Source organism: Microbacter sp. GSS18, from assembly GCA_029319145.1.
Classification (GTDB): Bacteria; Actinomycetota; Actinomycetes; order Actinomycetales; family Microbacteriaceae; genus Microbacterium.
This window is the reverse complement of sequence record CP119753.1, coordinates 3,203,892-3,228,078: the sequence shown is the minus strand read 5'-3', so window position 1 is coordinate 3,228,078 and position 24,187 is coordinate 3,203,892. Positions and strand designations below refer to the sequence as shown.

At 71.4% G+C, this 24,187-nt stretch carries 28 protein-coding genes; 14 read left to right on the top strand and 14 right to left on the bottom strand.

Going from position 1 to position 24,187, the window contains the following annotated elements:
- The first annotated feature begins 51 nt into the window (after positions 1–51).
- Positions 52–657 carry a hypothetical protein gene (locus tag P0L94_14930; protein WES63751.1) on the top strand — a complete coding sequence of 202 codons (606 nt, stop codon included), beginning with the start codon at positions 52–54 and terminating at the stop codon, positions 655–657.
- 63 nt (positions 658–720) lie between these two features.
- Here P0L94_14930 and P0L94_14925 read toward each other — a convergent pair whose 3' ends face one another.
- The 3 genes from P0L94_14925 to P0L94_14915 are packed head-to-tail and all read right to left on the bottom strand — an operon-like array spanning position 721 to position 1,964.
- Complete coding sequence (locus P0L94_14925) at positions 721–1,080, bottom strand: hypothetical protein (protein ID WES63750.1); 360 nt, start codon at positions 1,078–1,080, stop codon at positions 721–723.
- Positions 1,081–1,087: 7 nt separating this feature from the next.
- Positions 1,088–1,552: a hypothetical protein gene (locus P0L94_14920; protein WES63749.1), complete on the bottom strand. Its 465-nt coding sequence runs from the start codon at positions 1,550–1,552 to the stop codon at positions 1,088–1,090.
- Between the two features lie 43 nt (positions 1,553–1,595).
- Positions 1,596–1,964 (bottom strand): sterol carrier family protein, encoded by a 369-nt coding sequence (locus P0L94_14915; GenBank protein WES63748.1) that lies wholly within the window; start codon positions 1,962–1,964, stop codon positions 1,596–1,598.
- Between the two features lie 164 nt (positions 1,965–2,128).
- Between P0L94_14915 and purD the strand changes: the two genes are divergently transcribed.
- The 3 genes from purD to P0L94_14900 all read left to right on the top strand — a co-directional run bounded on the left by purD (position 2,129) and on the right by P0L94_14900 (position 5,001).
- Positions 2,129–3,400: a phosphoribosylamine--glycine ligase gene (gene purD, locus P0L94_14910; protein WES63747.1), complete on the top strand. Its 1,272-nt coding sequence runs from the start codon at positions 2,129–2,131 to the stop codon at positions 3,398–3,400.
- Positions 3,401–3,431: 31 nt separating this feature from the next.
- Positions 3,432–4,331 carry a phosphoribosylaminoimidazolesuccinocarboxamide synthase gene (locus tag P0L94_14905; protein ID WES63746.1) on the top strand — a complete coding sequence of 300 codons (900 nt, stop codon included), beginning with the start codon at positions 3,432–3,434 and terminating at the stop codon, positions 4,329–4,331.
- Between the two features lie 88 nt (positions 4,332–4,419).
- Positions 4,420–5,001, top strand: coding sequence for a helix-turn-helix domain containing protein (locus P0L94_14900; GenBank protein WES63745.1), 582 nt, complete (start codon positions 4,420–4,422; stop codon positions 4,999–5,001).
- Between the two features lie 129 nt (positions 5,002–5,130).
- Here P0L94_14900 and P0L94_14895 read toward each other — a convergent pair whose 3' ends face one another.
- The gene (locus P0L94_14895; GenBank protein ID WES63744.1) at positions 5,131–5,880 is read right to left on the bottom strand and encodes a cytochrome c biogenesis protein CcdA; all 750 of its coding nucleotides are present in this window, start codon (positions 5,878–5,880) and stop codon (positions 5,131–5,133) included.
- Entirely contained in the window at positions 5,880–6,425 is a 546-nt protein-coding gene (locus P0L94_14890) for a thioredoxin family protein (GenBank protein WES63743.1), read from the bottom strand. The genes P0L94_14895 and P0L94_14890 overlap by 1 nt, the downstream gene beginning before the upstream one ends.
- A gap of 122 nt (positions 6,426–6,547) precedes the next feature.
- Here P0L94_14890 and P0L94_14885 point away from each other — a divergent pair, with 122 nt between their 5' ends.
- A complete protein-coding gene (locus P0L94_14885) occupies positions 6,548–7,867 on the top strand; it encodes a solute carrier family 23 protein (protein WES63742.1) in 1,320 nt (439 codons plus the stop codon).
- A 129-nt stretch (positions 7,868–7,996) separates the two neighbouring features.
- Here P0L94_14885 and P0L94_14880 read toward each other — a convergent pair whose 3' ends face one another.
- The 5 genes from P0L94_14880 to P0L94_14860 form a co-directional block, all read right to left on the bottom strand.
- On the bottom strand, positions 7,997–9,010 hold the full coding sequence (locus P0L94_14880; GenBank protein WES63741.1) for a LacI family DNA-binding transcriptional regulator: 1,014 nt from the start codon (positions 9,008–9,010) through the stop codon (positions 7,997–7,999).
- Between the two features lie 20 nt (positions 9,011–9,030).
- A complete protein-coding gene (locus P0L94_14875; protein WES63740.1) occupies positions 9,031–10,509 on the bottom strand; it encodes a GH1 family beta-glucosidase in 1,479 nt (492 codons plus the stop codon).
- Between the two features lie 56 nt (positions 10,510–10,565).
- Complete coding sequence (locus P0L94_14870) at positions 10,566–11,462, bottom strand: carbohydrate ABC transporter permease (protein WES63739.1); 897 nt, start codon at positions 11,460–11,462, stop codon at positions 10,566–10,568.
- The gene (locus P0L94_14865; protein ID WES63738.1) at positions 11,459–12,478 is read right to left on the bottom strand and encodes a sugar ABC transporter permease; all 1,020 of its coding nucleotides are present in this window, start codon (positions 12,476–12,478) and stop codon (positions 11,459–11,461) included. The genes P0L94_14870 and P0L94_14865 overlap by 4 nt, the downstream gene beginning before the upstream one ends.
- An 82-nt stretch (positions 12,479–12,560) precedes the next feature.
- Complete coding sequence (locus P0L94_14860) at positions 12,561–13,835, bottom strand: ABC transporter substrate-binding protein (protein ID WES63737.1); 1,275 nt, start codon at positions 13,833–13,835, stop codon at positions 12,561–12,563.
- 252 nt (positions 13,836–14,087) lie between these two features.
- On the opposite strand from P0L94_14860, the gene purS reads away from it, so the two are divergent.
- The 7 genes from purS to P0L94_14825 all read left to right on the top strand — a co-directional run bounded on the left by purS (position 14,088) and on the right by P0L94_14825 (position 19,075).
- The gene (gene purS, locus P0L94_14855) at positions 14,088–14,336 is read left to right on the top strand and encodes a phosphoribosylformylglycinamidine synthase subunit PurS (protein WES63736.1); all 249 of its coding nucleotides are present in this window, start codon (positions 14,088–14,090) and stop codon (positions 14,334–14,336) included.
- Positions 14,333–15,040: a phosphoribosylformylglycinamidine synthase subunit PurQ gene (gene purQ / locus P0L94_14850; protein ID WES63735.1), complete on the top strand. Its 708-nt coding sequence runs from the start codon at positions 14,333–14,335 to the stop codon at positions 15,038–15,040. Before purS ends, purQ begins: the two co-directional genes overlap by 4 nt.
- Before the next feature lie 114 nt (positions 15,041–15,154).
- Complete coding sequence (locus tag P0L94_14845) at positions 15,155–15,676, top strand: TQO small subunit DoxD (GenBank protein ID WES63734.1); 522 nt, start codon at positions 15,155–15,157, stop codon at positions 15,674–15,676.
- Positions 15,646–16,053 carry a hypothetical protein gene (locus P0L94_14840; protein WES63733.1) on the top strand — a complete coding sequence of 136 codons (408 nt, stop codon included), beginning with the start codon at positions 15,646–15,648 and terminating at the stop codon, positions 16,051–16,053. The genes P0L94_14845 and P0L94_14840 overlap by 31 nt, the downstream gene beginning before the upstream one ends.
- Before the next feature lie 36 nt (positions 16,054–16,089).
- On the top strand, positions 16,090–17,253 hold the full coding sequence (locus P0L94_14835; protein WES63732.1) for an acyl-CoA/acyl-ACP dehydrogenase: 1,164 nt from the start codon (positions 16,090–16,092) through the stop codon (positions 17,251–17,253).
- Positions 17,250–18,062 carry a PhnD/SsuA/transferrin family substrate-binding protein gene (locus P0L94_14830; GenBank protein ID WES63731.1) on the top strand — a complete coding sequence of 271 codons (813 nt, stop codon included), beginning with the start codon at positions 17,250–17,252 and terminating at the stop codon, positions 18,060–18,062. Before P0L94_14835 ends, P0L94_14830 begins: the two co-directional genes overlap by 4 nt.
- Complete coding sequence (locus P0L94_14825) at positions 18,056–19,075, top strand: radical SAM protein (GenBank protein WES63730.1); 1,020 nt, start codon at positions 18,056–18,058, stop codon at positions 19,073–19,075. Before P0L94_14830 ends, P0L94_14825 begins: the two co-directional genes overlap by 7 nt.
- Positions 19,076–19,082: 7 nt before the next feature.
- On the opposite strand, the gene P0L94_14820 is transcribed toward P0L94_14825, so the two are convergent.
- Complete coding sequence (locus P0L94_14820) at positions 19,083–19,517, bottom strand: DUF1761 domain-containing protein (protein ID WES63729.1); 435 nt, start codon at positions 19,515–19,517, stop codon at positions 19,083–19,085.
- A gap of 152 nt (positions 19,518–19,669) precedes the next feature.
- Between P0L94_14820 and P0L94_14815 the strand changes: the two genes are divergently transcribed.
- Positions 19,670–20,602: a 2-hydroxyacid dehydrogenase gene (locus P0L94_14815; protein WES63728.1), complete on the top strand. Its 933-nt coding sequence runs from the start codon at positions 19,670–19,672 to the stop codon at positions 20,600–20,602.
- A 79-nt stretch (positions 20,603–20,681) separates the two neighbouring features.
- Positions 20,682–21,323, top strand: a complete 642-nt coding sequence (locus P0L94_14810; protein WES63727.1) for a class I SAM-dependent methyltransferase — start codon at positions 20,682–20,684, stop codon at positions 21,321–21,323.
- A 34-nt stretch (positions 21,324–21,357) separates the two neighbouring features.
- Here P0L94_14810 and P0L94_14805 read toward each other — a convergent pair whose 3' ends face one another.
- The 3 genes from P0L94_14805 to P0L94_14795 all read right to left on the bottom strand — a co-directional run bounded on the left by P0L94_14805 (position 21,358) and on the right by P0L94_14795 (position 23,938).
- Positions 21,358–21,810, bottom strand: coding sequence for a GNAT family N-acetyltransferase (locus tag P0L94_14805; protein ID WES63726.1), 453 nt, complete (start codon positions 21,808–21,810; stop codon positions 21,358–21,360).
- Positions 21,811–21,974: 164 nt separating this feature from the next.
- The gene (locus P0L94_14800; protein WES63725.1) at positions 21,975–22,202 is read right to left on the bottom strand and encodes a hypothetical protein; all 228 of its coding nucleotides are present in this window, start codon (positions 22,200–22,202) and stop codon (positions 21,975–21,977) included.
- 179 nt (positions 22,203–22,381) lie between these two features.
- Complete coding sequence (locus P0L94_14795; GenBank protein WES63724.1) at positions 22,382–23,938, bottom strand: DUF222 domain-containing protein; 1,557 nt, start codon at positions 23,936–23,938, stop codon at positions 22,382–22,384.
- Positions 23,939–24,187: the final 249 nt, after the last annotated feature.

The following is a 24,187-nucleotide window of genomic DNA, read 5'->3' as shown; positions in this document are numbered from 1 at the left end:
CGAGCCCGGCGCGCCGACCCCGGGCGGCCGGGCTCGCCATACAATGGCCGCATGGGCGGGGCTGGGACACCCGAGTGGCTGATCCGCGAGGATGCGAGCCAACCGGTGCTCGTCGCGCTCTATGTGCGGCAGGTTCTCGGCATCCGCTCCCCCGATGAGCTGCCGCAGCTGCGTGGCATCCGCGGCCATGAGGTCTCGCGCGGCGAGCGCGAGCAGGAGACGCTCGAGCGCCAGTGGCGCGAGTACTGGGCGATGACGGTGGAGCCGCAGGCGCACCCGTCCCCGGTGCCGCTCGAGCTGCTCGACGGCTACGAGACGCTCGTGGCGCTGCCGGTGTCCGGCGCCGACCGGCTGCAGGCCGCCATGGCCCCGCTCGCCGCCGAAGCCGTCGCATTCGCCCAGTCCACCCACGCCCGCTACGCCCGCGACGCCGGGACGGGCACGGCGTACCGTGCGTACGCGAGCGCGATCGCCGAGCACGAGCGGCAGGTCGGGCGCCGCGCCCACTCGTTCGAGCTCAACGTGCAGGTGCTCCCGCTCTCGCAGCGCGGAGTGTGGTGGATCGGCTCGCTCACGGTCGCGGTGACCGACGGCCTGCGCGGCGACGTGGCCGCCTTCGACGCGGCGATCCACCCGATCATCGCGGAACTGGCGTAGCGGGCCGAGGTCGCGTCAGCGGCCCGTTTCGATGTCGCCGTCGCAGCGGCCGCCGCGTGCGGATCAGTCCTCGGAGTGCACCGACTCGTGATCGACCGCGACGTCCTGCGCGCGGCGCAGCGACACGCGGTCGAGGATCAGCGCCACGCCGCCGCCGAGCGCCAGGCCCACGGCGATGCCGATGAGTGCGAGGAAGCCGAAGACCTGCGCCTGCGAGTACTCCAGACCCGTGTTCGGGCTGACCTCGTCGGTCCCGCCGAAGGCGAACGTGAGGATCATGGCGGTGAGGATGCCGAGGGCGGCGCCGGCCAGCAGGAACACCGAGATCTTCGGCGCGCGCCGAACGCGCACCGTCTCGACGCGCTCGTTGGTGGAGGCGGGCGTCGCCGGCGTCGTGTCGGGGTTCTCGGGCGATTCGGGCATTGGTCCATTATCTCCCGGCCGACCGGCGGGGCTCGTCGCCGCCGGCATCCGGGTCGACGTCGGCGTCGCCGATCCAGCGAGGCGGGTCGTCGGTGACCGGCGAGGTCAGATCGTCGGTGAGCACCGTCGCGCGCTCGGCCGTCTCGGGGCGGATGCGGCGGCCGACGACCCGGTCGAGCACGATCGCGAGCACCCCCATGATCGCCAGCCCGGCGCCGACGCACACCGCGGCGAGCGCGCCGAAGACCCGGAGGAAGCCGGACGCGCCGGTCGAGAGCGGTCCGCCCGGGTCGCCGGTCGCCGCCTCGACGGCGGTGAGGATGCCGGCCACGATGAGCCCGCCGAAGAGCCCGATCATGAGGAATCGGCCGTAGCGGGGGGAGCGGCGCACCACGACCGAGACGACCTCGTCGTCCACGACGTGGTCGTCATCATCGGGCGAATCCGCGGCGGCGCCGCGTATGCGTGCCATGGTTCCAGTGTCCCACCCCCGCGGCGGGCTGTCGCCGGAGGGGTCAGGGCCGCAGCGGCAGCAGGTGCGACACGTCGGCGCGTGTGCCGCTGGCGACGATGCGTCCGGCCGCCGCCGCATCCGCCCACCCCTCGTCGCCGAGCGCGAGGGCGAGCCACGTCGTCGGGTCGGTCTCGACGACGTTGGGCGGGGTGCCTCGCGTGTGCCGGGGCCCTTCCACGACCTGCACGGCGCCGAACGGCGGCACGCGCACCTCGACGCTGTGGCCCGGCGCCTTCTCTGCCAGCAGCTGGAGCAGGTAGCGGACGGCCGTCGCGTGCGCCGTGCGCGGCGGCGGCGCCCCGTCGGCGGATGCCGCGCGCACCGCAGCGAGCGCGTCGCGTCCGTCTTCCGTCGAGATCCTGCGGGGCACGGGACCACGGTAGTCCCTCCCCCTCCCCGGCCCTTGCCCCGCCCCGTGCCCCGGTGCGATCTCGACGTCACGGCGTGATTGCACGCGAAACAGCCCGATCCCGGTGCTGTCACGCGGTCACGTCTCACTGACGGGCGGGTGGGGGCGCTGGGTAGGGTGAAAGGGTGAAGGTTCTGGTCCTCGGCTCGGGCGCGCGCGAGCACGCCATCATCCTGGCGCTTCGCTCCGAAGAGGCGGAGCACGAGATCCTCGCGGCCCCCGGCAACGCCGGCATCGCCCGCGACGCGACGCTCGTCGACGTCGACCCGAACGACCCCGCCGACGTCACGGACTTCGCCAATGCGAACGCCGTGGACCTCGTCGTGGTCGGCCCCGAGGCGCCCCTCGTCGCCGGGGTCGCCGATGCCCTGCGCGAGCGCGGCATCCCGGTGTTCGGACCCGGCAGGGCGGCCGCGCAGCTCGAGGGCTCGAAGGCCTTCGCGAAGCGCATCATGGAGTCCGCCGGCGTCCCCACCGGCCGCGCCGTCCGCGCGCGCACGCGCGTCGAGGTCGAAGCCGCCCTCGACGAGCTGGGCGCGCCGCACGTGGTCAAGGCCGACGGGCTCGCCGCGGGCAAGGGCGTCATCGTCACCGACGATCGCGACGCCGCGCTCGCCCACGCCGACACGTACCTGGCGGGGGGATCGGTGCTCGTCGAGGAGTTCCTCTCGGGCCCCGAGGTGTCGCTGTTCTTCCTCAGCGACGGCGATCGCGTGCTTCCGCTCAGCCCCGCGCAGGACTTCAAGCGCCTCGGCGACGGCGACTCCGGCCCCAACACCGGCGGGATGGGCGCGTACTCGCCGCTGCCGTGGCTGCTGGAGCGGTTCGGCGGCGAGGACGCCTTCGTGGATCTCGTCACGCGCGAGGTCGCCGAGCCGGTCATCCGGCAGCTGGATGCCGAGGGCACGCCGTTCATCGGGCTGCTGTACGCCGGACTCATCCTCACCGAGGGCGGCGTGAAGGTCATCGAGTTCAACGCCCGCTTCGGCGACCCCGAGACGCAGGTGGTGCTGCCGCGGCTCGTGGACCCGCTGTCGGAGCTGCTGCTGGGCGCGGCCTCCGGCCACCTCGAGGACTTCGCCCGCCCGGCGTTCGCCGAGGCGGTCGCCGTGACCGTGGTGCTCGCCAGCGAGGGCTATCCGGTGGCCCCCCTGACGGGACGCCCGCTGTCGGGCCTCGAAGCGGCCGAAGCCGTCGAGGGCGTCCACCTCGCTCACGCCGCGACGGCCGAGGCCGCCGAAGGGCTGGTCGCGACGGGCGGCCGCGTGCTGAACGTCATCGGCATGGGCACGACGTTCGCCGAGGCCCGCGGCCGCGCGTACCGTGCGCTCGATGAGATCGGGCTCGAGGGCGGGCAGTTCCGCACCGACATCGCCGCCCGCGTCGTCGAGCACTGACCCGCCCGGGTGCGCGGGCGATAATGGGCGGGTGACGGACTCCGCAGCACCCTCGTCCCCGCTCGACCTCCCCGGCTGGCGCCATGTCTACTCGGGCAAGGTCCGCGACCTGTACGAGCCCGCCGACGACGGCGAGGGGATGCTCGTGGTCGCCAGCGACCGCGTGAGCGCGTTCGACCATGTGCTGGACCCCGGCATCACCGACAAGGGCGCCCTGCTGACCTCGCTCAGCCTGTGGTGGTTCGGCCGGCTCGCGGGCGCCGACGGCGGGCGCCCGATCCCGAACCACCTCGTTCCCGGCGCGACGCCGCCGGCGGCCGTGGCCGACCGCGCGATGATCGTGAAGAAGCTCGACATGCAGCCGATCGAGTGCGTCGTGCGCGGCTACCTGACCGGCTCGGGCTGGGCCGAGTACCAGCAGACGCAGACCGTGTGCGGCATTCCGCTGCCCGCAGGTCTTGTGGACGGCGATCGGCTCCCCGAGCCGATCTACACGCCGGCCTACAAGGCGCCGATGGGCGAGCACGACGAGAACATCACGTTCGAGCAGTCGGTGGAGCTCGTCGGCGCCGAGCGGGCGACCGAGTTGCGCGACCTCTCGCTCGAGATCTACGCGCGCGCGGCGGCGATCGCCGAAGCGAAGGGGCTGATCCTCGCCGACACCAAGTTCGAGTTCGGGCTCGACTCCGACGGCGTCATGACCCTCGCCGACGAAGTGCTCACGAGCGACTCGTCGCGCTACTGGGATGCCGAGGCATGGCGCACCGGCACAACGCCGAAGGAGCGCATGGCGAGCTTCGACAAGCAGATCGTCCGCGACTGGCTCGCCGCCCACTGGGACAAGCAGGGCACGCCCCCGGCCCTGCCCGCCGAGATCGTCGAGCGCACGGCGGCGCGCTACCGCGAGCTGATCGGACTGCTCACCGCCTGAGCCCCGGCGGGCGGCCCTTGATCCGCCGGTCCGGCAGGCGTAGATTGCCACCTAGTCGGTCGAACGACCGAACGATACGGGAGTCGGGATGCCGGACACACGTCAGCTGATCATCGATGCCGCGCGGCAGGTGCTTCGCGATCAAGGGTACGGCGCCATCTCGGTCCGCAAGGTCGCGGCCGCCGCCGGCGTGCCGCTGTCGCAGATCCACTACCACTTCGGCTCCAAGCAGAAGCTTCTGCTGGCGCTCTACGAAGACGAGGACCGCCGGCGTCTGGAGCGGCAGACCGACCTGTACGCCGGCGACGAGCGCTTGAGCGAGCAGTGGGATCGCGCGTGCGACTATCTCGAGGTCGACCTCGCCGAGGGCTACGTCCGCGTGCTGATGGAGATGATGGCGGCGGGGTGGTCCGACCCGGAGATCGCCGGCGCGGTGCGCGAGCGCACCGCCGGCTGGATCGGCGTGCTGAGCGACGCTGCCGCCCGCGCTCAGGAATCCGGAGTCCGCCTGGGCGATTTCACCGCCGACGAGCTCGCAGCCCTCACGGCTGCGATGTTCATCGGGGCCGAGGCCATGATCCTGTCGGAGGACGCGTCGGCCGCGGATGCGCGCTCCGCGCTGCGCAAGCTGGGCGGCGTCATCCGCGCCGCCGAAGGGGGATCCGCCTAGGAGGTCCATCATGCGTCCCGTCCAGCCCCGCGAATCCGGGTACGCCCTGCGCGGCGGCCACCGCATCGCCTTCGACGTCTACGGCGACGATGACCGCCCTCGGCCGGCTGCTCTGACGGCCGCTGCACGTCAGCCCAGCAGCATCCGCTCGAGGTTCGCGATCGGCTCGTACCAGCCCTGGTCGAGGATCCACGTCTGGAGCGCCCGGTCCCAGCCGAGCGCGATCCCGAGCCCCACGACGACGAGCAGACCGCCCATGACGCGGCGGAAGACGCCGTGCGGGTCGGCGAGCCACCCGAGCCGGCGGACGAGCGCCGTTCCGGCCAGGGCGATGCCGAGCAGGGCGAGCGCGAGTCCGATCGCATAGGCCGAGACATAGACGACCCCCGCGGCGAAGGTCGCGGGCAGCACCGTGGCGACGATGAGCGCATACGTCGGCGAGCAGCTGCTGAACGCCGGTCCCAGCGCCGCCCCCAGCGCGATGTCGCCCGTGAGCCCGCCTCGGCGGTAGCCGCGGTCGAGCAGTCGCCCGCCGCCGGCCTGCCATCCGGCGGCGACCGTGACGCGCTCCCACACCGCGGGGAAGAGCATCGTGAGCCCCAGCACCCCCACGATGACGCCCGATGCCGTCTGCCACACCCAGACCGGCACGCCCAGCAGCGCGCTGGTCGCCTTCAGCAGCAGCGTGAACGCCACGACGGATGCCGCAAGGGCGGCGGCGATCACGAGCGGGCGGAACCAGCGCCTCTCAGCGACCGCGGTATCGGCATCCGCGCGCGCCGCCGTTCCCCCCACGATCACCGGCAGCAGCGGCAGCACGCACGGCGCGAGGACGGTGAGGACTCCGGCGGCGAACGAGACGAGGGTGAGGGCGAGCATCAGCCCGCGAGTCCGACGCCGGCCAGCGCCGCGCCCACGGTCGGGTCGTCGTAGGCGACGAAGCTCGCGGTTGCGTCGCCGTCGCCGTCGAGAGCGACCACCGTGGTCTGCTGCCGGACGTCGTAGCGCTGGCGGAGGTCGGTGCTGGTGTCGTAGTCGACTTTCAGGATCGTGACGCCGTCGGGCACGCCCTCGTCCTGGATGCTCGCCTCGAGCGCCCGGCACTGCGGGCACCATGTGGCGTGGAAGAACAGCACGCGCGTGCCCTCTGCCGACGCCAGCGCCGACTCGCTGTAGTCGACGTAGGCGCCGGGGGTGACGGCACCCTCCTCCGCGACGGTGTCCGAGGCCGTCGGCTCCGGCTCCGGCTCCGGCTCGGGCTCGGGCTCGGCGGCGGTCGCGGGACCGGCGGTCGCGGTCGCCGCCGTCTCGGGTGCGGCCGTGTCGCCGGCGCCGCCCCCCGCGAGCGCCGCGACGGCCCCCGCCCCGACACCCAGGACGACGACGCCCGCCACCACCAGTCCCACGACCGTTCCGCGCTTCATGAGTCCATCCTCGCCCGCCGAAGCAGGGCGAACGGTGACGATCCGGTGACGGCCTCGTCGCGACGGGCGCGGGCGCCCCCGGCGCTAGGGTGGCCAGCGTCCCACCGCAGCGAGGAGTCGCCATGCCCATCTGGAACCTTCACGGCAACGGCCGCACCGTCGAACCGGGCCGGGTCGTCGCCCCCGACGAACGACTGAACTGGGGCGCCACGGTCGCCGTCGGCGTGCAGCACGTCATCGCGATGTTCGGCGCGACGTTCCTCGTGCCGGTGCTCACCGGCTTCCCGGTGTCGACGACGCTGCTGTTCTCGGGCGTGGGCACGCTGCTCTTCCTCGTCATCACGCGCAACAAGCTGCCCAGCTACCTCGGCTCGTCCTTCGCCTTCATCGCGCCGGTGACGGCGGCGACGGCCTCCCAGGGCATGGGCTCGGCCCTCGCCGGCATCGCCGCCGTCGGCATCCTGCTCGCCGCCGTCGGGTTCGTCGTGCAGTTCGTCGGAATGGGCTGGATCGACAGGCTCATGCCACCGGTGGTCGCGGGCGCCATCGTCGCGCTGATCGGTTTCAACCTGGCGCCGGTGGCATGGACCAACTTCGAGCAGCAGCCGGTGACCGCGACCATCACGCTGGTCGCGGTGGTGCTGTTCAGCGTGCTGTTCCGCGGCTTCCTCGGCCGCATCTCGATCTTCCTCGGGGTCGCCGTCGGCTACGCGGCGGCGGCGATCGCCGGCGAGCTCGACTACACCGCGGTGGCCGAGGCCGCGTGGATCGGCCTGCCCGAGTTCCGCATCGCCGACTTCGCCTCGCCCGGCACATGGTCGGTGATCGCGATGTTCCTGCCCGTCGTGCTGGTGCTCGTGGCCGAGAACGTCGGTCACGTGCGCGGCGTCGCGGCCATGACCACGCGCTCGGTGAACCGGCAGACCGGCCGCGCCCTCATCGCCGACGGTGCCGCCACCACCCTCGCGGGCGCGTTCGGCGGATCGGGCACGACGACCTACGGCGAGAACATCGGCGTGATGGCGGCGACCCGCGTGTACTCGACGGCGGCATACTGGGTCGCCGGGGCGACCGCGATCCTGCTGAGCCTGTCGCCGAAGATCGGGGCGGTGTTCAACTCGATCCCCGCCGGCGTCCTCGGCGGCGTGACGACGGCCCTGTACGGGCTCATCGGCATCATCGGCATCAAGATCTGGGTCGACAACCGCGTCGACTTCTCGCGCCCCGTCAACCAGTACACCGGAGCGGTCGCGCTCGTGATCGCCATCGCCGGGTTCACGATGCAGTGGGGCGACTTCCAGCTGGGCGCGATCGTGCTCGGCGCGGCGGCCGCGCTCCTGATCTACCACCTCGGCAACGCCATCGCCCGCTGGCGGAAGACCGGCGCCGACGACGGCGGCCCGATCCCCGCGGTGGGCGCGATGGGCGGCGACCCGCAGTAGCCGCGGATGCCGCGGCCGCGCGGCATCCGCTTCACCGAGTGCACATGCTCTGGCCGACGGCGTACGTCATCGACGCACAAGACCTATGGTCTCGACGACTGCATGTGCGCTCGTCGCGCGACGCGCGGGCTAGACCGACTCGCGGACGATCAGCTCGGTGTCGAGCACCGTGACGTGTCGGGGGTCGCGGTCGGCGAGGATGTCGAGCAGGATGCCGGCCATCTGCTCGCCCTGCTGGAACGAGGGCTGGCGCATCGTCGTCAGCGGCGGCGTGACCGAGGTGGCGACCGGCGAATCGTCGAATCCGATGATCGCGATGTCGCCAGGCACCCGCAGACCCGCGCCGGCGAGCACGTTCATGGCGCCGCGGGCCATCAGGTCGCTGGCGATGAAGAGCGCGTCGGGCACGTCTCCGCTCTCGAGGATGCGGCGCATCGCGTCGGCACCGCCGGCGGCGGTGAAGTTGCCGTCCTCGACGGCGACCGGCTCGAGGCCTCGTGCCGCGAGCGCCTCGCGGAACCCCACGAGGCGGTCGACGCCGGCGGGCATGTCGAGCGGGCCTGTGATGGTGCCGATGCGGGTGTGACCGCGATCCATGAGGAACTCGGTCGCCATGAGCGCGCCGCGGGTGTTGTCGACGTCGACGTAGTAGTCGCGCTCGCGCTCGCGCACGGGGCGCCCACCGTAGACGACCGGCACGACGGCGGCGATCCGGTCGATGAAGGTGTCGCTGGTGTGGTGCGACACGACGATCGCGCCGTCGACGGCGCCGCTGCGCAGGTAGCTGGTCGTCTTGTCGCCGGGATCGTCGCTGGCGATGAACAGGTTCAGCACGAAGTCCGACCGGCTGATTCGGGAGTTGATGCCCGACACGATCGCGGCGAAGAACGGGTCGCCGAAGAACCGCGTGGTGTCCTCGGGGACGACCAGGGCGATGGCGTGCGTCTGCCTGCTCGCCAGCGACCGCGCGGCGCGGTTGGGGACGTAGTTCAGCTCGGCGATCGCGCGCTTGACGGCCTCGAGCGCCTCGGGGCTGACAGCCGTCGAACCGTTGACGACGCGGGAGACCGTCGAGCGGGACACCCCCGCCGCAGCGGCGACCTCTTCGATCGTGACCGACCCGCGCAGCGCCTGCGTGCTCATGGCGACCTGCCTTTCTGTGCCTACCGTACGGGTGCGTCGGCGACGGCGTCGAGGGAGCGCGCCGCGATGACGCGACGGTACTCGAGTCCGGAGTCCTTGACCGTGCGCTCCTGCGTGTCGTAGTCGACCCGGACGATGCCGAATCGCTTCTCGTAGCCCCACGCCCACTCGAAGTTGTCGAGCAGCGACCAGTAGAAGTATCCGCGCACGTCGACACCGGCCTCGATCGCGTCGAGCACGGCACCCAGGTGCGCGCGCAGGAACGCGCGGCGCTCGTCGTCGTGGACGCGCATCTCGCCGCCCTCGACGACGACGTCGTCGTCGTACGCGGCGCCGTTCTCGGTGACGTAGAGGGCCACGTCGGCGGGAACGGCGTATTCGGCCGACACACGCTCGAGCAGGCGGGTGAGCCCCTCGGGCTGCACCTCCCAGTGCATGCTGGTGCGCGGCAGACCGCGGTCGTGCCAGTGGATGCGCTCGAACGACGGGAACGGCGACCCGGTGGCCCGGTCGGTCGGCGCCTGGCCCGCGTCCGGCGCCGCCACGGGGGCCGCGCCCCCGACGAGCTCGCCGTGGTAGTAGTTCACGCCGAGGGAATCGAAGGGGGTCGAGATGGCCTCGAGGTCGCCCGGCCGGTTGGCCTCCGCGAGCGCGTCGATCGCCGCGGCGCCCGAAGCGCCGGTCGCGCGGATGTCCTCGACGACGTCCGCGGGGTACTCCCCGCGGAAGATGGGGTCGAGGAACCACCGGTTGAACTGGCCGTCGATGCGGCGGGCCGCGTCGGCGTCGGCGGCGTCGGCCGGGTCGACGGGGTCGGCGACGGTGAGGTTCAGGGTGATGCCCAGGTTCAGCGACTCGTCGCGCGCGCGCAGCTCGCGCACCGTCTGCCCGTGGCCGAGCATGAGGTGGTGCGCGGCGAGCACGCCCTCGGTCACGCTGAAGTGGCCGGGGGCGTGGACGCCCGCGGTGTGGCTGAGGAAGGACGAGCACCACGGCTCGTTGAGGGTCGTCCACACGTTGACGCGGTCGCCGAGCGCATCGTGCATGTCGAGCGCGTATTCGGTGAACTTCTCGGCGGTCTCGCGGACCGTCCAACCGCCCTTCTCCTGCAGCGCCTGCGGCAGGTCCCAGTGGTACAGCGTCAGCCACGGGAGGATGTCCGCATCGAGGAGCTCGTCGACGAGTCGCTTGTAGAAGTCGACGCCTGCGGGGTTGAGCGCTCCGCCGTCGGGCCGCACGCGCGACCACGAGGTCGAGAACCGATAGGTCTGCAGGCCCATGTCCTTCATGAGCGCCACGTCGTCGCGGTAGCGGTGGTAGTGGTCGCACGCGACATCGCCGTTGTCGGCGTTGATGACGGCGCCGGGCACGCGGCAGAAGGCGTCCCAGATCGAGTCGGTCCGGCCGTCCTCGTGTGCGGCGCCCTCGATCTGGAAGGCGGCGGTGGCTGCCCCGAAGAGGAAGCGGGTGGGGAAGGCGCGCGCGTCGGACGCGGTCATGGGCGTGGGGTCCTCTCGGAGGGGCTGGTGCGAAGTGCCGAGTGTCGTCTGCTGAGTCATCCCTTGACCGCTCCCGCCATGATTCCGCTCACGAGCTGCTTGCCCGTGAAGATGAACAGGATGAGCAGCGGGATCGTCGACAGCAGCACTCCGGCCAGGACGACCGAGTAGTCGACGAAGTAGTTCGACTGCAGCAGCGACAGCGCCACCGGCAGAGTCGGGTTCTGACGGTCGAGCACGATGAAGGGCCAGAAGAAGTTGTTCCACGCCGTGACGAACGTGAACAGGCCGAGCATCGCCGCGGCGGGCCGCGCTGCGACCACGCCGACGGTGAGGAAGGTGCGGAACGACGAGGCTCCGTCGACGCGCGCCGCTTCGATGAGCTCGTCGGGCACAGACTGACGCAGGTACTGGGTCATCCAGAACACGCCGAACGCCGTCACGAGCGCCGGCACGATGATCGCGCCGATGCTCCCCGTCCAGCCGAGGTCGGCGAACAGGATGTACAGCGGCACGACGCCCAGCTGCATCGGGACCGCCATGGTCGCCACGACGAAGACCAGGAGCGGGCCGGAGCCGCGGAACTTCAGCTTCGCGAACGCCCACCCGGCCAGCGTCGAGAAGACCACGACGGATGCCGCGATGAGCGCCGAGCTGTAGATGGAGTTCCACAGCGCACGCCAGAAGTTCACGGCGGGGTCGCTGACGACGGCGGCGGCGTTGTCGAGGAAGTTCCCGCCGGGCCACCACGACATGTTCGGGTCGTTGATGGTCGAGGCGTCGCCGGAGCCGATCAGGAACGACCAGTAGAACGGGAAGACCGAGCCGATGAGCACGACCACGAGGGCACCGTAGACCCAGAAGCCGGCGCGGCGGCCACGGATCCGGATGGTGCGATGGCGCTTGCGGGGGGCGTTCTCGGTGACGACGGCGGTGGTGTCGAGGGAGGTCATGACGCACGTCCCTTCTTGAGCGGCTTGGGACTGCGTCTGCCCTCGTCCCGCACGAGCGTGCGCGTGACCATGAGGTTGATCAGCCCGATGACCAGGATGATGAGGAAGAGGATCCAGGCGAGCGCCGCTGCGCGGCCGAAGTTCCACTCGCGCCAGCCGATGTTGTAGAGGAACAGCGTGATCGTGAGCCACTGCTGAGCGGGTCCGCCGGCTCCGGTGTTGTCGTACATGCGCGGCTCGTCGAAGATCTGCAGACCGCCGATCGTCGAGGTGATGATGACGAAGATCAGCGTGGCCTTCAGCGACGGCACCGTGATGCTGAAGAACTGGCGGAAGGCTCCGGCGCCGTCCACGGTCGCGGCCTCGTAGTAGTCGCGGGGGATCGCCTGCATCGCGGCGAGCAGGATCAGGGTGTTGTAGCCGGTCCAGCGGAAGTTCACCATGGTCGCGATCGCGACGTGGCTCCAGAACGGGTCCTTGTGCCACGGGATGGTGATGCCGAACCAGTTGTCGAGGACGTTGTTCACGAGTCCGTGGTTGTCGCCGAACATGTTGCTGAAGATCAGCGCGACGGCGACGGGGGCCATCACGAACGGGATGAGCACGCTCATGCGCCAGAAGGTCTTGGCGCGGATGTTGCGGTCGAGCAGGGCCGCGATGAAGATCGCGGCGATCAGCTGCGGGACGCTCGAGAGCAGGAAGATGCTGAAGGTGTTGCGCAGCGCGGTCCAGAACTGCGGGTTGTTGAGGATCCAGATGTACTGCTCGAACCCGATGAACTCGCCCTCGTTGCGGACCAGGTCCCAGTCCTGGAACGAGATCACGGCGGTGAACGCGATGGGGAACAGACCGACGATCGCGAACAGGATGAAGAACGGCGAGATGTAGAGGTAGGGCGAGAACTTCAGGTCCCACTTGTTCAGCCGCTGGCTGAAGGAGAGGACGCGGACGGGGCGGTCCTTGGGGGGCGGCGGCGTCTTCGGTGACGCCGGCGATCGCGTTTCTGTCGCAGTCACGGGAACTCCGGTCGGTATCGGTGGTGGGCGCGGGACCGGGGTGCGTGCGGGCCGCGGGGGCGGCCCGCACGCACCCGACGGATCAGAAGGCCTGGACCTCGTTGACCCACGTGTTCCAGGAGGTCTCCTGGTCCTCGAGGCCGTCGAAGACGCGGTTCACCGCGTTCTGCAGCGCGTCGTGGTACTTGAAGTAGTCGGCGTCCTTGTAGGGCGCGACGGTGACGGCGGCGGCGCGGCTGGAGAGGATCTCACCGGTCGGCGCGTCGTTGAAGTACTCGTTGGTCGCGCCGGCGAGCTCGTCGCTCTCGAGCGCCTCGAGCTGGCTCGGGAAGGTGCCCGCGTTCGCGAACGCCTGCATCTGCTGCTCGGGAGCGGTCAGCCACGAGGCGAGGGCGAGGGCGGCGTCGACGTTCTCGCCGTCGGCGGGGACGGTCAGGTACGAGCCGCCCCAGTTGCCGCCGCCGTTGGGGAAGACATCCGCGATGTCCCAGCCGGTGACGTCGGGCGCGCTGCCGGAGATGACGCCGAGCATCCAGCCCGGGCACAGCATGGCGGCGAACTCGCCGTTGGCCATCGAAGCGAACCAGTCGTCCGACCACTGGCCCGAGTACGCGGCGTTGGGCACGGCGCGCTCGACGACGAGGTTGTACGCGTCCGCGATCTCGGGGTTCGTGGTGGCGATGACGGTGCCGTCGGGCTCGGTGTAGGTGTACTCGATCTGGTTGACGATGCCCTGGAGGACCGAGTTGGCCGAGTCGATCATCGGCTTGCCGGTGGCCTCGCGGTACTGGTCGGCGACGTCGAGGAAGTTGCTCCAGTCGCCGTCGAACAGCGCCGCGACGCCCTCGCGGTCGCTCGCGAGCCCCGCCTCTTCGAACAGGTCGGAGCGGTAGCACACGCCCTGCGGGCCGATGTCGGTTCCGAAGCCGACCAGGCGGCCGTCGCCGTCGGTTGCGGCGGCTTCCTTCCAGTCGAGCCAGCGGCCCTTGACGTCGGCGGGCGCCTCGGCGAGCAGGTCGGAGTACTGCATCGCTTCGGCGAACCAGTCGATCTCGACGGCCTCGACGTCGGCGAGCCCGCCCTTGCCGAGCTTCTGGAAGAAGTTGGCGCGCGCGTCGCCGGACTCGGCGGCGCGGTTGTGGACGACGGTGATGTTCGGGTTCTCGTCCATGTACTGCTGGAGCAGCTCGTCGGTGTAGCCGAAGTCGTTGAACGTGGCGACGGTGAGGGTGATCTCCTCGTCGCCGGTCGAGCCGCCATCGGTCGAGCCGCTGCTCGAGCAGCCGGCCAGGACGACAGCTGTGGCGGAGAAGGCGGCGGCGGCAACGAGGCCTCGCCGGATGGCACGTGATTGCACGGTCACTCCTTTGTGTGTATTCAGGTCAGTCTTGCAGGCAGAGGCCGACTCGGATCGACCTCGGTGTCGGCGGGGAGCTTCCCATGGGAGCGCTCTCACGACCGCGGACCACACGTTACGGGAGCGCTCCCATGAATGTCAAGGGAGCGCTCCCACGAGATTGATCACGGTTGCATCACGGTCCCCTTCGGCATCCGCATCGGCGTCGCCTAGACTTGAGCAGTTCCCTTCCCGCGACATCCGGAGCCTCGAATGCCCACCATCGTCGTCGACGTCATGCCCAAGGCCGAGCTTCTGGACCCCCAGGGCAAGGCCGTCGTGGGGGCCCTCGGGCGCCTGGGGATCGAGGACTTCTCTGCCGTGCGCATCGGCAAGCGCTTCGAGCTCACCGTCGACGGCGAGGTCACCGACGACGTGCTCGACGCGGCCCGCAAGATCGCCGACGACATGCTGTCGAATTCGGTGATCGAGGACGTCGTGGGCATCGAGGTGGTCGAGTGACCGTCCGCGTCGGGGTCATCACGTTCCCCGGCTCGCTCGACGACGTCGACGCGCAGCGCGCGATCCGCGTGGCGGGCGCCGAGCCCGTCGCCCTGTGGCACGGCTCGCACGACCTCGACGGCGTCGACGCACTCGTCCTGCCCGGCGGGTTCAGCTACGGCGACTACCTGCGCGCCGGCGCGATCGCCGCGCACGCGCCGATCATGGCCGAGGTGAAGGACGCCGCAGCCCAGGGCATGCCGATCCTCGGCATCTGCAACGGCTTCCAGATGCTCGTCGAGGCCCACCTTCTGCCCGGCGGCCTGATCCGCAACGCCCACCAGCAGTTCATCCGCCGCGACCAGCGCCTGCGCGTCGAGAACGCCTCGACGGCGTGGACGAGCGCGTTCGAGCAGGGGCAGGAGATCGTCATCCCGCTCAAGAACGCCGACGGCGGATACATCTGCTCGGTGGACACGCTCGAGCGCATCGAGGGCGAGGGCCTGGTCGCGTTCCGCTACCTCGGCGTGAATCCGAACGGCTCCCTCGACGACATCGCCGGCCTCACCAACGAGCGCGGCAACGTCGTGGGTCTCATGCCGCACCCCGAGCATGCCGTCGAGCCGGGCTTCGGGCCCGACACCGCCGCCGCGATGCGCTCGGGAGTCGACGGTCTCGGCTTCTTCACGTCGGCGGTCAGCGCCGTCGTCGCCGCCGCGGCCTGATCCGGCGCCCGCCGAAGCGCGCGCGACCGTCACGGCCTCGTAAGGCCGGGGCCCTTGCCCTCGCTCGCCCGCCGTCGTTGACTGGGATCAGTCGGCGACGCGAGGAGGCGTGGCATGGACGCTTCGCTGGACCCGCTGCGTGCTCGGTCCGCCCAAGCCCTGATGGCGGTCGTCCGCATCGGCGTCGCGCTGATGTGGATCCAGAACGTGGCGTGGAAGCGCCCGCTCGACTTCGGGCGCGCGGCCGACAACGGCCTGTACTTCTGGGCCGGCCAGGCGGTGGACTACCCCGTGCTCCCGCCGTACTCGTGGTTCGTCGAGACGGTGTTCCTCCCGGGCATCGAGGTCTTCGGATGGATCATCCTGCTCGTCGAAGGCGGACTCGGCGCATTCCTGCTCATCGGCCTCTCGACACGGCTGTGGGCGCTCATCGGCATCGCGCAGTCGGTCGCGATCGCGCTCTCGGTGCTCCACGCTCCCCACGAGTGGCACTGGGCCTACTACCTGATGGTCCTCGCCCACGTGGCGCTGTTCGCCACGGCCGCCGGACGGTGGTTCGGGGTCGACGGCGTGCTGCGCCCGCTCTGGCAGGAGTCCCGGCGGCCATGGGCGCGCGCACTGGCGGTGGTGTCGTGAACGCGCTCGGACGTCGCCTCGATCACGCCGCGGTCGCACTCGGCGTAGGCGCCGTCATCGCCGGCGCCTACGCCGCTCTCGCGCTGCCGACGACCCTGAACTTCATCCGCTCCGGCATGGGCGGAGTCCTCGTGCTCCTGATCGCGGGCGGGCTCGCGCTCGTCGGCGGATGGCGGCACGTTCGCGCCGTCGTGCTCGTCGCCGGCGCCGTGCTGGTGGCCGCTGCGATCATTCAGGTCGCGACGCTGGCCGGCGGCGCGTTCTTCGGCGGGGACGCCTCGCTGATGGCGGTGTGCGGCGGACTCGGCATCGGCCTGCTGGCCGTCGGCGCCCCGCGCCGCCCCGACGACCACGAGGACGCCGAACCCACGCCGTAGATCCCGCTCCACCCGCCGATCGGAAGGGCCCCTGCCATGCAACTGCAAGAACGTCTCGCCCCTGTGCTCGCCGCCGCCGCAGACAACGCCGCGGCCGTGGACCGCGACGGAAGGTTCCCCGAAGAGGCCATCGCGGCGCTGAGAGAATCCGGGCTGATGGGGCTCACTCTCTCGCCCGATGTGGGAGGGCTCGGCGGCGGGCCGAGAGACATGATCACCGTGCTCGACGCGATCGCCGGCGCGTGTGGATCGACGGCGATGATCACCCTCATGCACTTCGCGGCATGTGCCCCTCTGGCGGCAGCGCCGCCGTCCGGAGACCTCGATCTGCTCGCCGACATGGCCGGCGGTCGGGCACTCGGCACACTGGCCTTCTCGGAAGCCGGCTCGCGCTCGCACTTCTGGGCGCCCGTGTCGCGCCCCCGGCGCGAGTCCGGCTCCCTGCGGGTGAACGCGAAGAAGAGCTGGGTGACCTCGGCCGGCCACGCCGAGGTGTATGTCCTCGGCACCCAGACACCCGACGGCGCCGGCGTCGATCTGTACAGCATCCGCTCGGGCACCGACGGGGCCGAGATCGCGGGGGGCTTCACGGGCCTCGGCTTCCGCGGCAATGCATCGACGCCGATGACCTTCGACATCGCGCTGAGCGACGGCATGCGCCTGGGCGACGGCGGCGCGGGCGCCGACCTGATGCTTGGCGTCGTGCTGCCGTGGTTCAACCTCGGCAACGCCTCGGTCTCGCTCGGCCTCAGCCGCGCATCGGTCCAGGCGGCCCTCAAGCACACCACGGGGGCTCGGCTGCAGCACCTCGACCAGACGCTGTCGGCCCTGCCGACGATCCGGGCACAGCTGGCGAAGATGTCGATCGAGCTCGAGGCGGCATCGGCGTACCTCGAGAAGGCCGCGGCGCGCGTCGCCGAGCCGCAGGAGGACACGGCGCTGTTCGTGCTCGGCAGCAAGGCCGCGTGCAACGATGCCGCGCTCCGGATCACGGATGCCGCGATGCGCGTGTGCGGCGGGGCCGCGTTCTCGCAGCATCTGCAGCTGGAGCGCTACTTCCGTGACGCCCGAGCCGGGCACGTCATGGCCCCCACCGCCGATGCGCTGTACGAGTTCTACGGCCGCGTGATCACGGGACGGCCGCTGTTCGACCCACCCGCCGACGCAGAGACGTCCGGTTCAGAGGAGGCGGCGGCGTGACCCGCACGCTCGTCGTCGGCGCGGTCGCCTACACCCCGAACGTCGTGACGATCTGGGAGGGCATGCGCGACTACTTCGCAGAGACCGATACGCCCATCGACGTCGTGCTGTTCCTGAACTACGGCCGGCTCGTCGACGCGCTCGTCGCGGGGCACGTCGACCTGGCATGGAACACCAACCTCGCCTACGTGCGCACCGTGAAGCAGACCGGGGGCGCGTGCCGCGCGCTGGCCTCGCGCGACACCGATCTGGTGTTCCGGACGGTGTTCGTCGCGCGCGCCGGCAGCGGGTTCTCGGGGATCGAGGCGCTGAAGGGCCGCCGCCTCGCACTGGGGTCGCGCGATTCGGCGCAGGCGGCGATCCTGCCGGTGCAGTATCTGCGCGAGGCGGGGCTGTCGGACGGCGACGTCGAGCTGATGCGGATCGACAGCGACGTCGGCAAGCACGGCGACACCGGGCGCAGCGAACTGGACGCCCTGCGCGCCGTGCTCGACGATCGGGCCGATGCCGCGGCCATCGGCATCAACACATGGGAGTCGATCGCGCGCGGCGATGTCATGGCCGGCGCCGTCGAGGAGTTCTGGACGTCGCCGGAGTACAGCCACTGCGCCTTCACCGCGATGCCCGCGCTCACCGATGCCGACGCCGAGGCCTGGCTGGCGAACCTGTACGCGATGGACTGGGACGATCCCCGTCACCGCGAGATCCTCGAGCTGGAGGGTCTGCGCGCGTGGGTTCCGCCGCACCTCGAGGGCTACCGCGAGCTGTTCGCCGCCGTCGAAGACCAGGGGATCCCGGAGCGATGGTGAACCACGCGCTCATCCTCGACCTGATCGAGCTGCTTGCCGCGACGCCGGCAGGACAGACTGTCACGCTCGACGTCTCCGGGGGGTCCGACGACCGGGACGAGATCGCCGCGAACAGCGACCTGATCGCCGCGTGGTGCCGCGCGAGCGGCAACGAGCTGGTCGAGGTGCGCCCGGACGCCGTCGTGGTGCGCCACGGGAGAGGGCGCGACCCGCTCGCCGACCTCGATCCCGAGCAGATGCCCGGCAGACGGCTGTGGATGTACGCGAACTTCGACTGCAACCTCCACTGCGACTACTGCTGCGTGGCCTCGTCGCCGCAGACCGAGCGGCGCGCGCTCGGCGCCGAGCGCGTCGCGCGCCTCGCGGCGGAGGCCGGGTCCGCCGGCGTCGAGCAGCTGATCCTCACCGGCGGCGAGCCGTTCCTGCTGAACGACATCGACGAGCTGGTGGCCTCGTGCACCGAGCGTCTGCCGACGACGCTGCTGACCAACGGCATGCTCTTCCGCGGTGCGCGGCTCGAGCGGCTCAAGCGCATGGACCGCGAGCGGCTCACGCTGCAGATCAGCCTGGACTCGGCCACCGCCGAGCAGCACGACGCCCACCGTGGGCGCGGGGCGTGGGAGCGGGCGGTCGCCGGCATCCGCCTCGCCCTCGACGAAGGGTTCGACGTCAAGGTCGCCGCGACGCTGCCGGCGGAGCAGACGCACGAGGTCGAGCCGTTCAAGCGGTTCCTGGCCGACCTCGGCATCCGCGACGAGAACCGCGTCATCCGCGCGGTGGCCCATCAGGGGGTCGCCCGAGACGGCATCGAGCTGCCCGTCGACTCGCTCATCCCCGAGGTCACCATCACCGCCGAGGGCGTGTGGTGGCATCCGGTCTCGGCGACGGACGAAGCCCATCTCGTGCAGCGCGAGATCTTCCCCCTCGCGGACGCCATCGCCGCGGTGCGCGAGCGCTTCGCCGGCTATCGGCGTGCGGCGGACGACGCCGCCGATTGGTTTCCCTGCTCGTAGGAGTCGGTCAGACCGTCCCGGCGGGCGGCCAGACCCCGATGATGACCGCCATGACGATCACCGTCACCAGTTCGTGGGCGATGTTGATGACGGTCAGGTTCGTCGGACGGCCCTCGAACGCGTCGTGCGTGATGAAGCGTGCGGCGGTGAAGCCCGCCCACAGGATGATGCCGGTGAGCACCGAGGCCCACAGGTAGCTGCCCTCGTAGAAGTGCCACGCGATCGTGGCGGCGCCAGCGAGCACCCAGGCCGAGACGAAGCTCACGAACACCGTCACCACGATCGGGAGCACCGCCGACGCTCCGGGCCGGTTCATGTCGACGCCGGCGAGCTGCGCCCACTTCGTCCCGAAGACCTTCGGGGTGTACCAGATCGTGCCGACGATCATCGTCGAGAGGGTGGCCAGGATCACGGCCCAGTAGTTGATCTCGGGAACCTGCATGGCGGCCTCCTGTGGACGCGCGTCGGGTGCTGTCGGGGCGAGCGTAGCGGTCCGCGTGCGGGCGTCGTCGTCACCGCGCCGGACCGGCGGTGCGCGCGGGCTGTCCGCTCCCGCCGAGCCCGGCGCCGCGTCGCGCCGGTAGCGTGGAGCGGGTGACCACCGGCATCCGTCCCCTCGTCGTCTCCGTCCCCGGCGAGGAGCTCGCCGCCGATCTGCAGCCGCTGCCGCCGGGGGTCGAGGTCATCCGCTGGGACATGGACTCGCCCGCGCCCCGGAACGAGATCGACATCGTCGTGCCGCCGTACATGAGCGCGTCGGTCATCATGCCGCGACTGGCGGACGTGCGCACGCGGCTCGTGCAGGGCCAGTCGATCGGCTATGAGGGCATCGCCGACCATCTGCCGCCGGCACACGTCTTCGCGAACGCCGCGTCGGTGCATGAGGCCTCGACCGCCGAGCTCGCTGTGGCGCTCACGCTCGCCGCTCAACGCCACCTCCCCGACTTCGTCCGCGCTCAGGGCGAGCACCGCTGGGCCGCGCAGTTCACGCAGAGCCTCGCCGACCGGCGCGTGCTGCTGCTGGGCTTCGGCGGTGTGGGCAAGGCGATCGCGGCGCGCCTGGCCGGCTTCGAGGTCGACATCACGGCCGTCGCATCGCGCGCGCGTGTCGAGGACGGGATGCCGGTGCACGGCGTCGACGAGCTCGCGGACCTGCTGCCGTCGGCCGAGATCGTGATCGCGTCGCTGCCCGGCGGAGCGTCGACACGCGGGATCGTCGACGACGCGTTCCTTACCGCGCTCCCCGACCGGGCGCTCATCGTCAACGTCGGGCGCGGATCGCTCGTCGACACCGATGCGCTCGTCGACCACCTGCAGCGCGGACGCGTGCGGGCGGCTCTCGACGTCACCGACCCGGAGCCGCTGCCGGCGGATCACCCGCTGTGGTCGGCGCCGGGCACACTCATCGTCCCCCACGTGGGGGGCGCCACGTCGGCGATGCGACCCCGGATCGCGCGCCTGGTGCGCCGTCAGATCGAGCGGATGCTGGCAGGAGACGAGCCGGTGAACGTGGTGATCCGCAGCTGAGTGCGTCCGGCCGGGATCGGCGGCCGACCCCCACGCGGACGCCGATCGTGGCACGCTGGAAGGCGAGGAGTTCGATCCCATGGGAGACGATGCCTACAGCCTGACGTCGCGGATGTACGACCGGTTCGTCGAGCCGATGAACGCACCGCTGCGGCGCATCGCGCATCGGGTGTGCCCGCCCGAACCGGGGTGGACAGTGCTCGACGTCGGCTGCGGCACCGGCGCGGCGCTGTCGGAGTACGCCGCCGCGGGCTGCACGACCATCGGGGTCGACACGTCGCCCGCGATGATCGCGGCCGCTCGTCGGCGTCTCGGCCCGGATGCCGACCTGCGGCTGTCGCAGGGGCCCGGGCTGCCGGTCGCCGACGCGTGCGCGGATCTCGTGGTCATCTCGCTCGTGCTGCATTCGATTCCGCGTGCCGATGCCGTCGCGCTGCTGCGCGATGCGTCGCGCGCCCTCACCGCTGACGGCCGCGTGCTCGTGACAGACTTCGGCTCGGGCGGGTTGCGGTTCCCTCGCGGGTGGTGGAACCGCGTCGTCACGGCGATCGCCGAGATGATCGCCGGGCCGCGCCATGCGGCGAACGCCCTGGCGTACCTGCGCCGAGGCGGGCTGGAGCCCCTCGTCGCGGACGCCGGGCTGACCGTGCGCACGCACCGGCAGTCCGCCGGCGGGAACATCGTGCTCGCGGTGCTCGGCGCTCCCGCCGCGCACGCGTAGCGCCCGGGCGACCGCATCGGCTCCGGCGCGGCGGCTACGACCGAGAGGGGCGCAGCATCCGGATCTCGCGCACGCCGTCGTCGATGCGCTCGACGCCGTCGGGTGCGAAGCCGTTGCGCCGGTAGAACTCCTGCGCGCGGGGGTTGGGGTCGGCGACCCACAGACACGTCGTCTCGCCCGCATCGGTCACGGCGTCCAGCAGCACCTGCCCGACCCCGGAGCCATAGTGCGCGCGGAAGACGTAAAGCACGTACAGCTGGCGGGTCGCCGCGGTGTCGTCGTCCATCGGCGGTCCCGACATCGCGATGCCGACGAGGCCGTCGAGGGAGTCGGCGACGGCGATGCGGTTGCGGCCGGGCCACTCGTCGGCCAGGGCTGTGCTCCACAGGCGCTCGCGTCGCTCGACGAATCCCGGATCGTCGAGGATCTCGTCGCTCATGAGGCCGCGGTACGCCTCGCGCCACGTCTCGACGTGGACGCGCGCCATCGCCGCCGCGTCCTCGGTGCGCGCCGGTCGGACGTGTACGCTCGCGACGGCGTCGCCGCTGGTGGGGTCTCCGCCGGCCCGATCGTGAGCCGGACCGCCCGCGGCATCGCCCTGGACAGGACCGGCCCCATCGCCCACGCCGCCCGCACCGCCAGGGGGCATCGTCAGCCCGCCCCACCCGGCAGCAGCACCACGACCCCCGCGATCGCGGACACCACGGCGAGCACGAGGGCGAGGGTGATCAGCACGACGTGGACGGTGTAGAACGGCGTGCGCCGACCCTCGTCGTCGCGGGCTCGAGGATCGTTCGCGATGCGCGGGTAGAACCGCGGCCACACCACGACGTTGAACAGAGCGTTGGCGAAGAGCAGGACGGCCGCGAGGATGAGCACTCCACGATCGTATGCCGGAGCTCCTGGGCGCATGCCGGAGCCTCTGGGCGCATGCCGGAGCCTCTGGGCGCATGCCGCAGCCCAGGGACGCATGCCGCAGTCCCCCGTGCGCATGCCGCAGCCGTCGTGTCCGTGCCGGAGTCCTCGTGCGGCCCACCGCCCACGGATGCGGGACCCGGCTACGGCGCCCGCGCGATGCGATCTCGCAGGCGCGTGGGCGACGTCGTCGCGCGTCGCCATCGCTGTCCGGGATCCCACCACATCGGGCCGCGCACCTCGGGGACTCCCTCGTTCATGCGGATCCGCCAGCCGCCGGCGTCAAGGGTCCGGTGATGGAACCAGCACAGCAGAACGCCGTTGTCGGTGTGCGTCGGACCGCCGTCGGCGTGTTCCTCGACGTGGTGCACTTCACACCACTGCGGACGGACGCCGCAGCCGGGGATGAGGCATCCGCCGTCGCGGACGGCGATCGCCCGTCGCTGGTGATGGTTGAAGACGCGATCGAGTGTGCCGATCGCCACGACGCGACCCTCGTCGTCGAACACGACCCGCTGCGTCCGCCCCGCACAGGCGGTGTGACGGGCCACGGTGATCGGAACGGGGGTGTCCTCACCGGGAATGTGCGCCCGGCCACGCCCGGACTCGAGGTCTTCCTCGCGCACCGACACCACGAGCGTGGGAGGCGCGCCGCCCAGCTGCGGCAGCGCACCGGACCCTGCGGCGATGCTGAGCGCGACCGCCAGCGCGTCGTGGTGGCGCTGCTCGCGGGTGCGCAGATCGGACCGCTCGGTCTCGGCGCCTGCGCCGGCTGCGTCGTCGCGGGCATCCGGACCGCGATCGTCCTCGACCGCGCGGAAGCGAGGACCGCCGCTCCCGTCGGCAGGGCGTCCACGATCGAGCTCGGAGGCGTCGACCCGGGGATTGTCGATGCTGTCGCAGATGAGGCGGAACTGCGCGGCCGTCTCGGGTAGCAGCATGCCATTGAGGGGCACGAGCCCGTCGCGCTTGACACCGAGCCGGATGCCGCGCTTGCGCATCGACCGCGCCTCCGTGGGCTCGGAGCCGTCCTGGTCGAGATACGTCGCCCAGACGGTCGCCTGCGCACGGAGGTCGTCGGGCGACGCCGGCGGAGCGTCATCGGCACCGCAGCCCCGCGCCGAGGCGGCGAGCTCTTCATCGGCGGCCAGTTGTGCCTCGCGCCCCGCCACGCGAGCGGCACCGGCGAGCGTCCTCACCACGGCGATGGTCCCGTCGAGACCCACGGCCCCGTCGATCAGCGCTTCGCGCATGCCCGGGAACTCGGCCGGCATCCGCTCTCCGCTCGACGGCGAGATGTCGCGCCGGACGGCCCGCGCGACGGCGATCATGCGTGCGGCCGTTCCCGAGGCGACGAGCATCGAGCGCTGGACGAGCTCGTTCACGGACCGGCAGCCGAGGCGGGTGCTCAGGCGGTCGTGGCCCGCGTACGGATTCGACCGCTCGTCGAGGGCGTCGACGCCCCCGATCGCGAGCGCTTCGGCGGCTCGCACCATCTGACCCGCGACCGCGGCGAAGCGCATCGCCTCGTCGTCGCTCGCGCCCGCGAGACGCTCGGAGCCGACCACCTGCTCGACGATGTCGAGGAGGTCGGCGCCGAGCTGCTCGGCGCGGGCGATGAACTCTTCCATGCCCCCATTCTGATGAGGGCCTCCGACATTGTCGGGCTGGTGAAATACCCGGTCAGAGGTGTTTTCCACAGGGCATGTCGAGAAGGTGACAAACGCGCTCCTGTGGAGGAGAAGGTGGCCGCTGGCACGCCCGGCGGGGCTGCGAGCACGACGCGGCACCGAGCACCACGCCGCGCCCAGCACCACGCCACACCGAGCACTACCGAGCACCGAGCACTACCGAGCACCGAGCACCGAGCACCACGCCGCCGAGCACCACTGAACACCACGCGGGGCGACCGGATCCGAACCCGGCCGCCCCGCGTGATCGTCACCGCG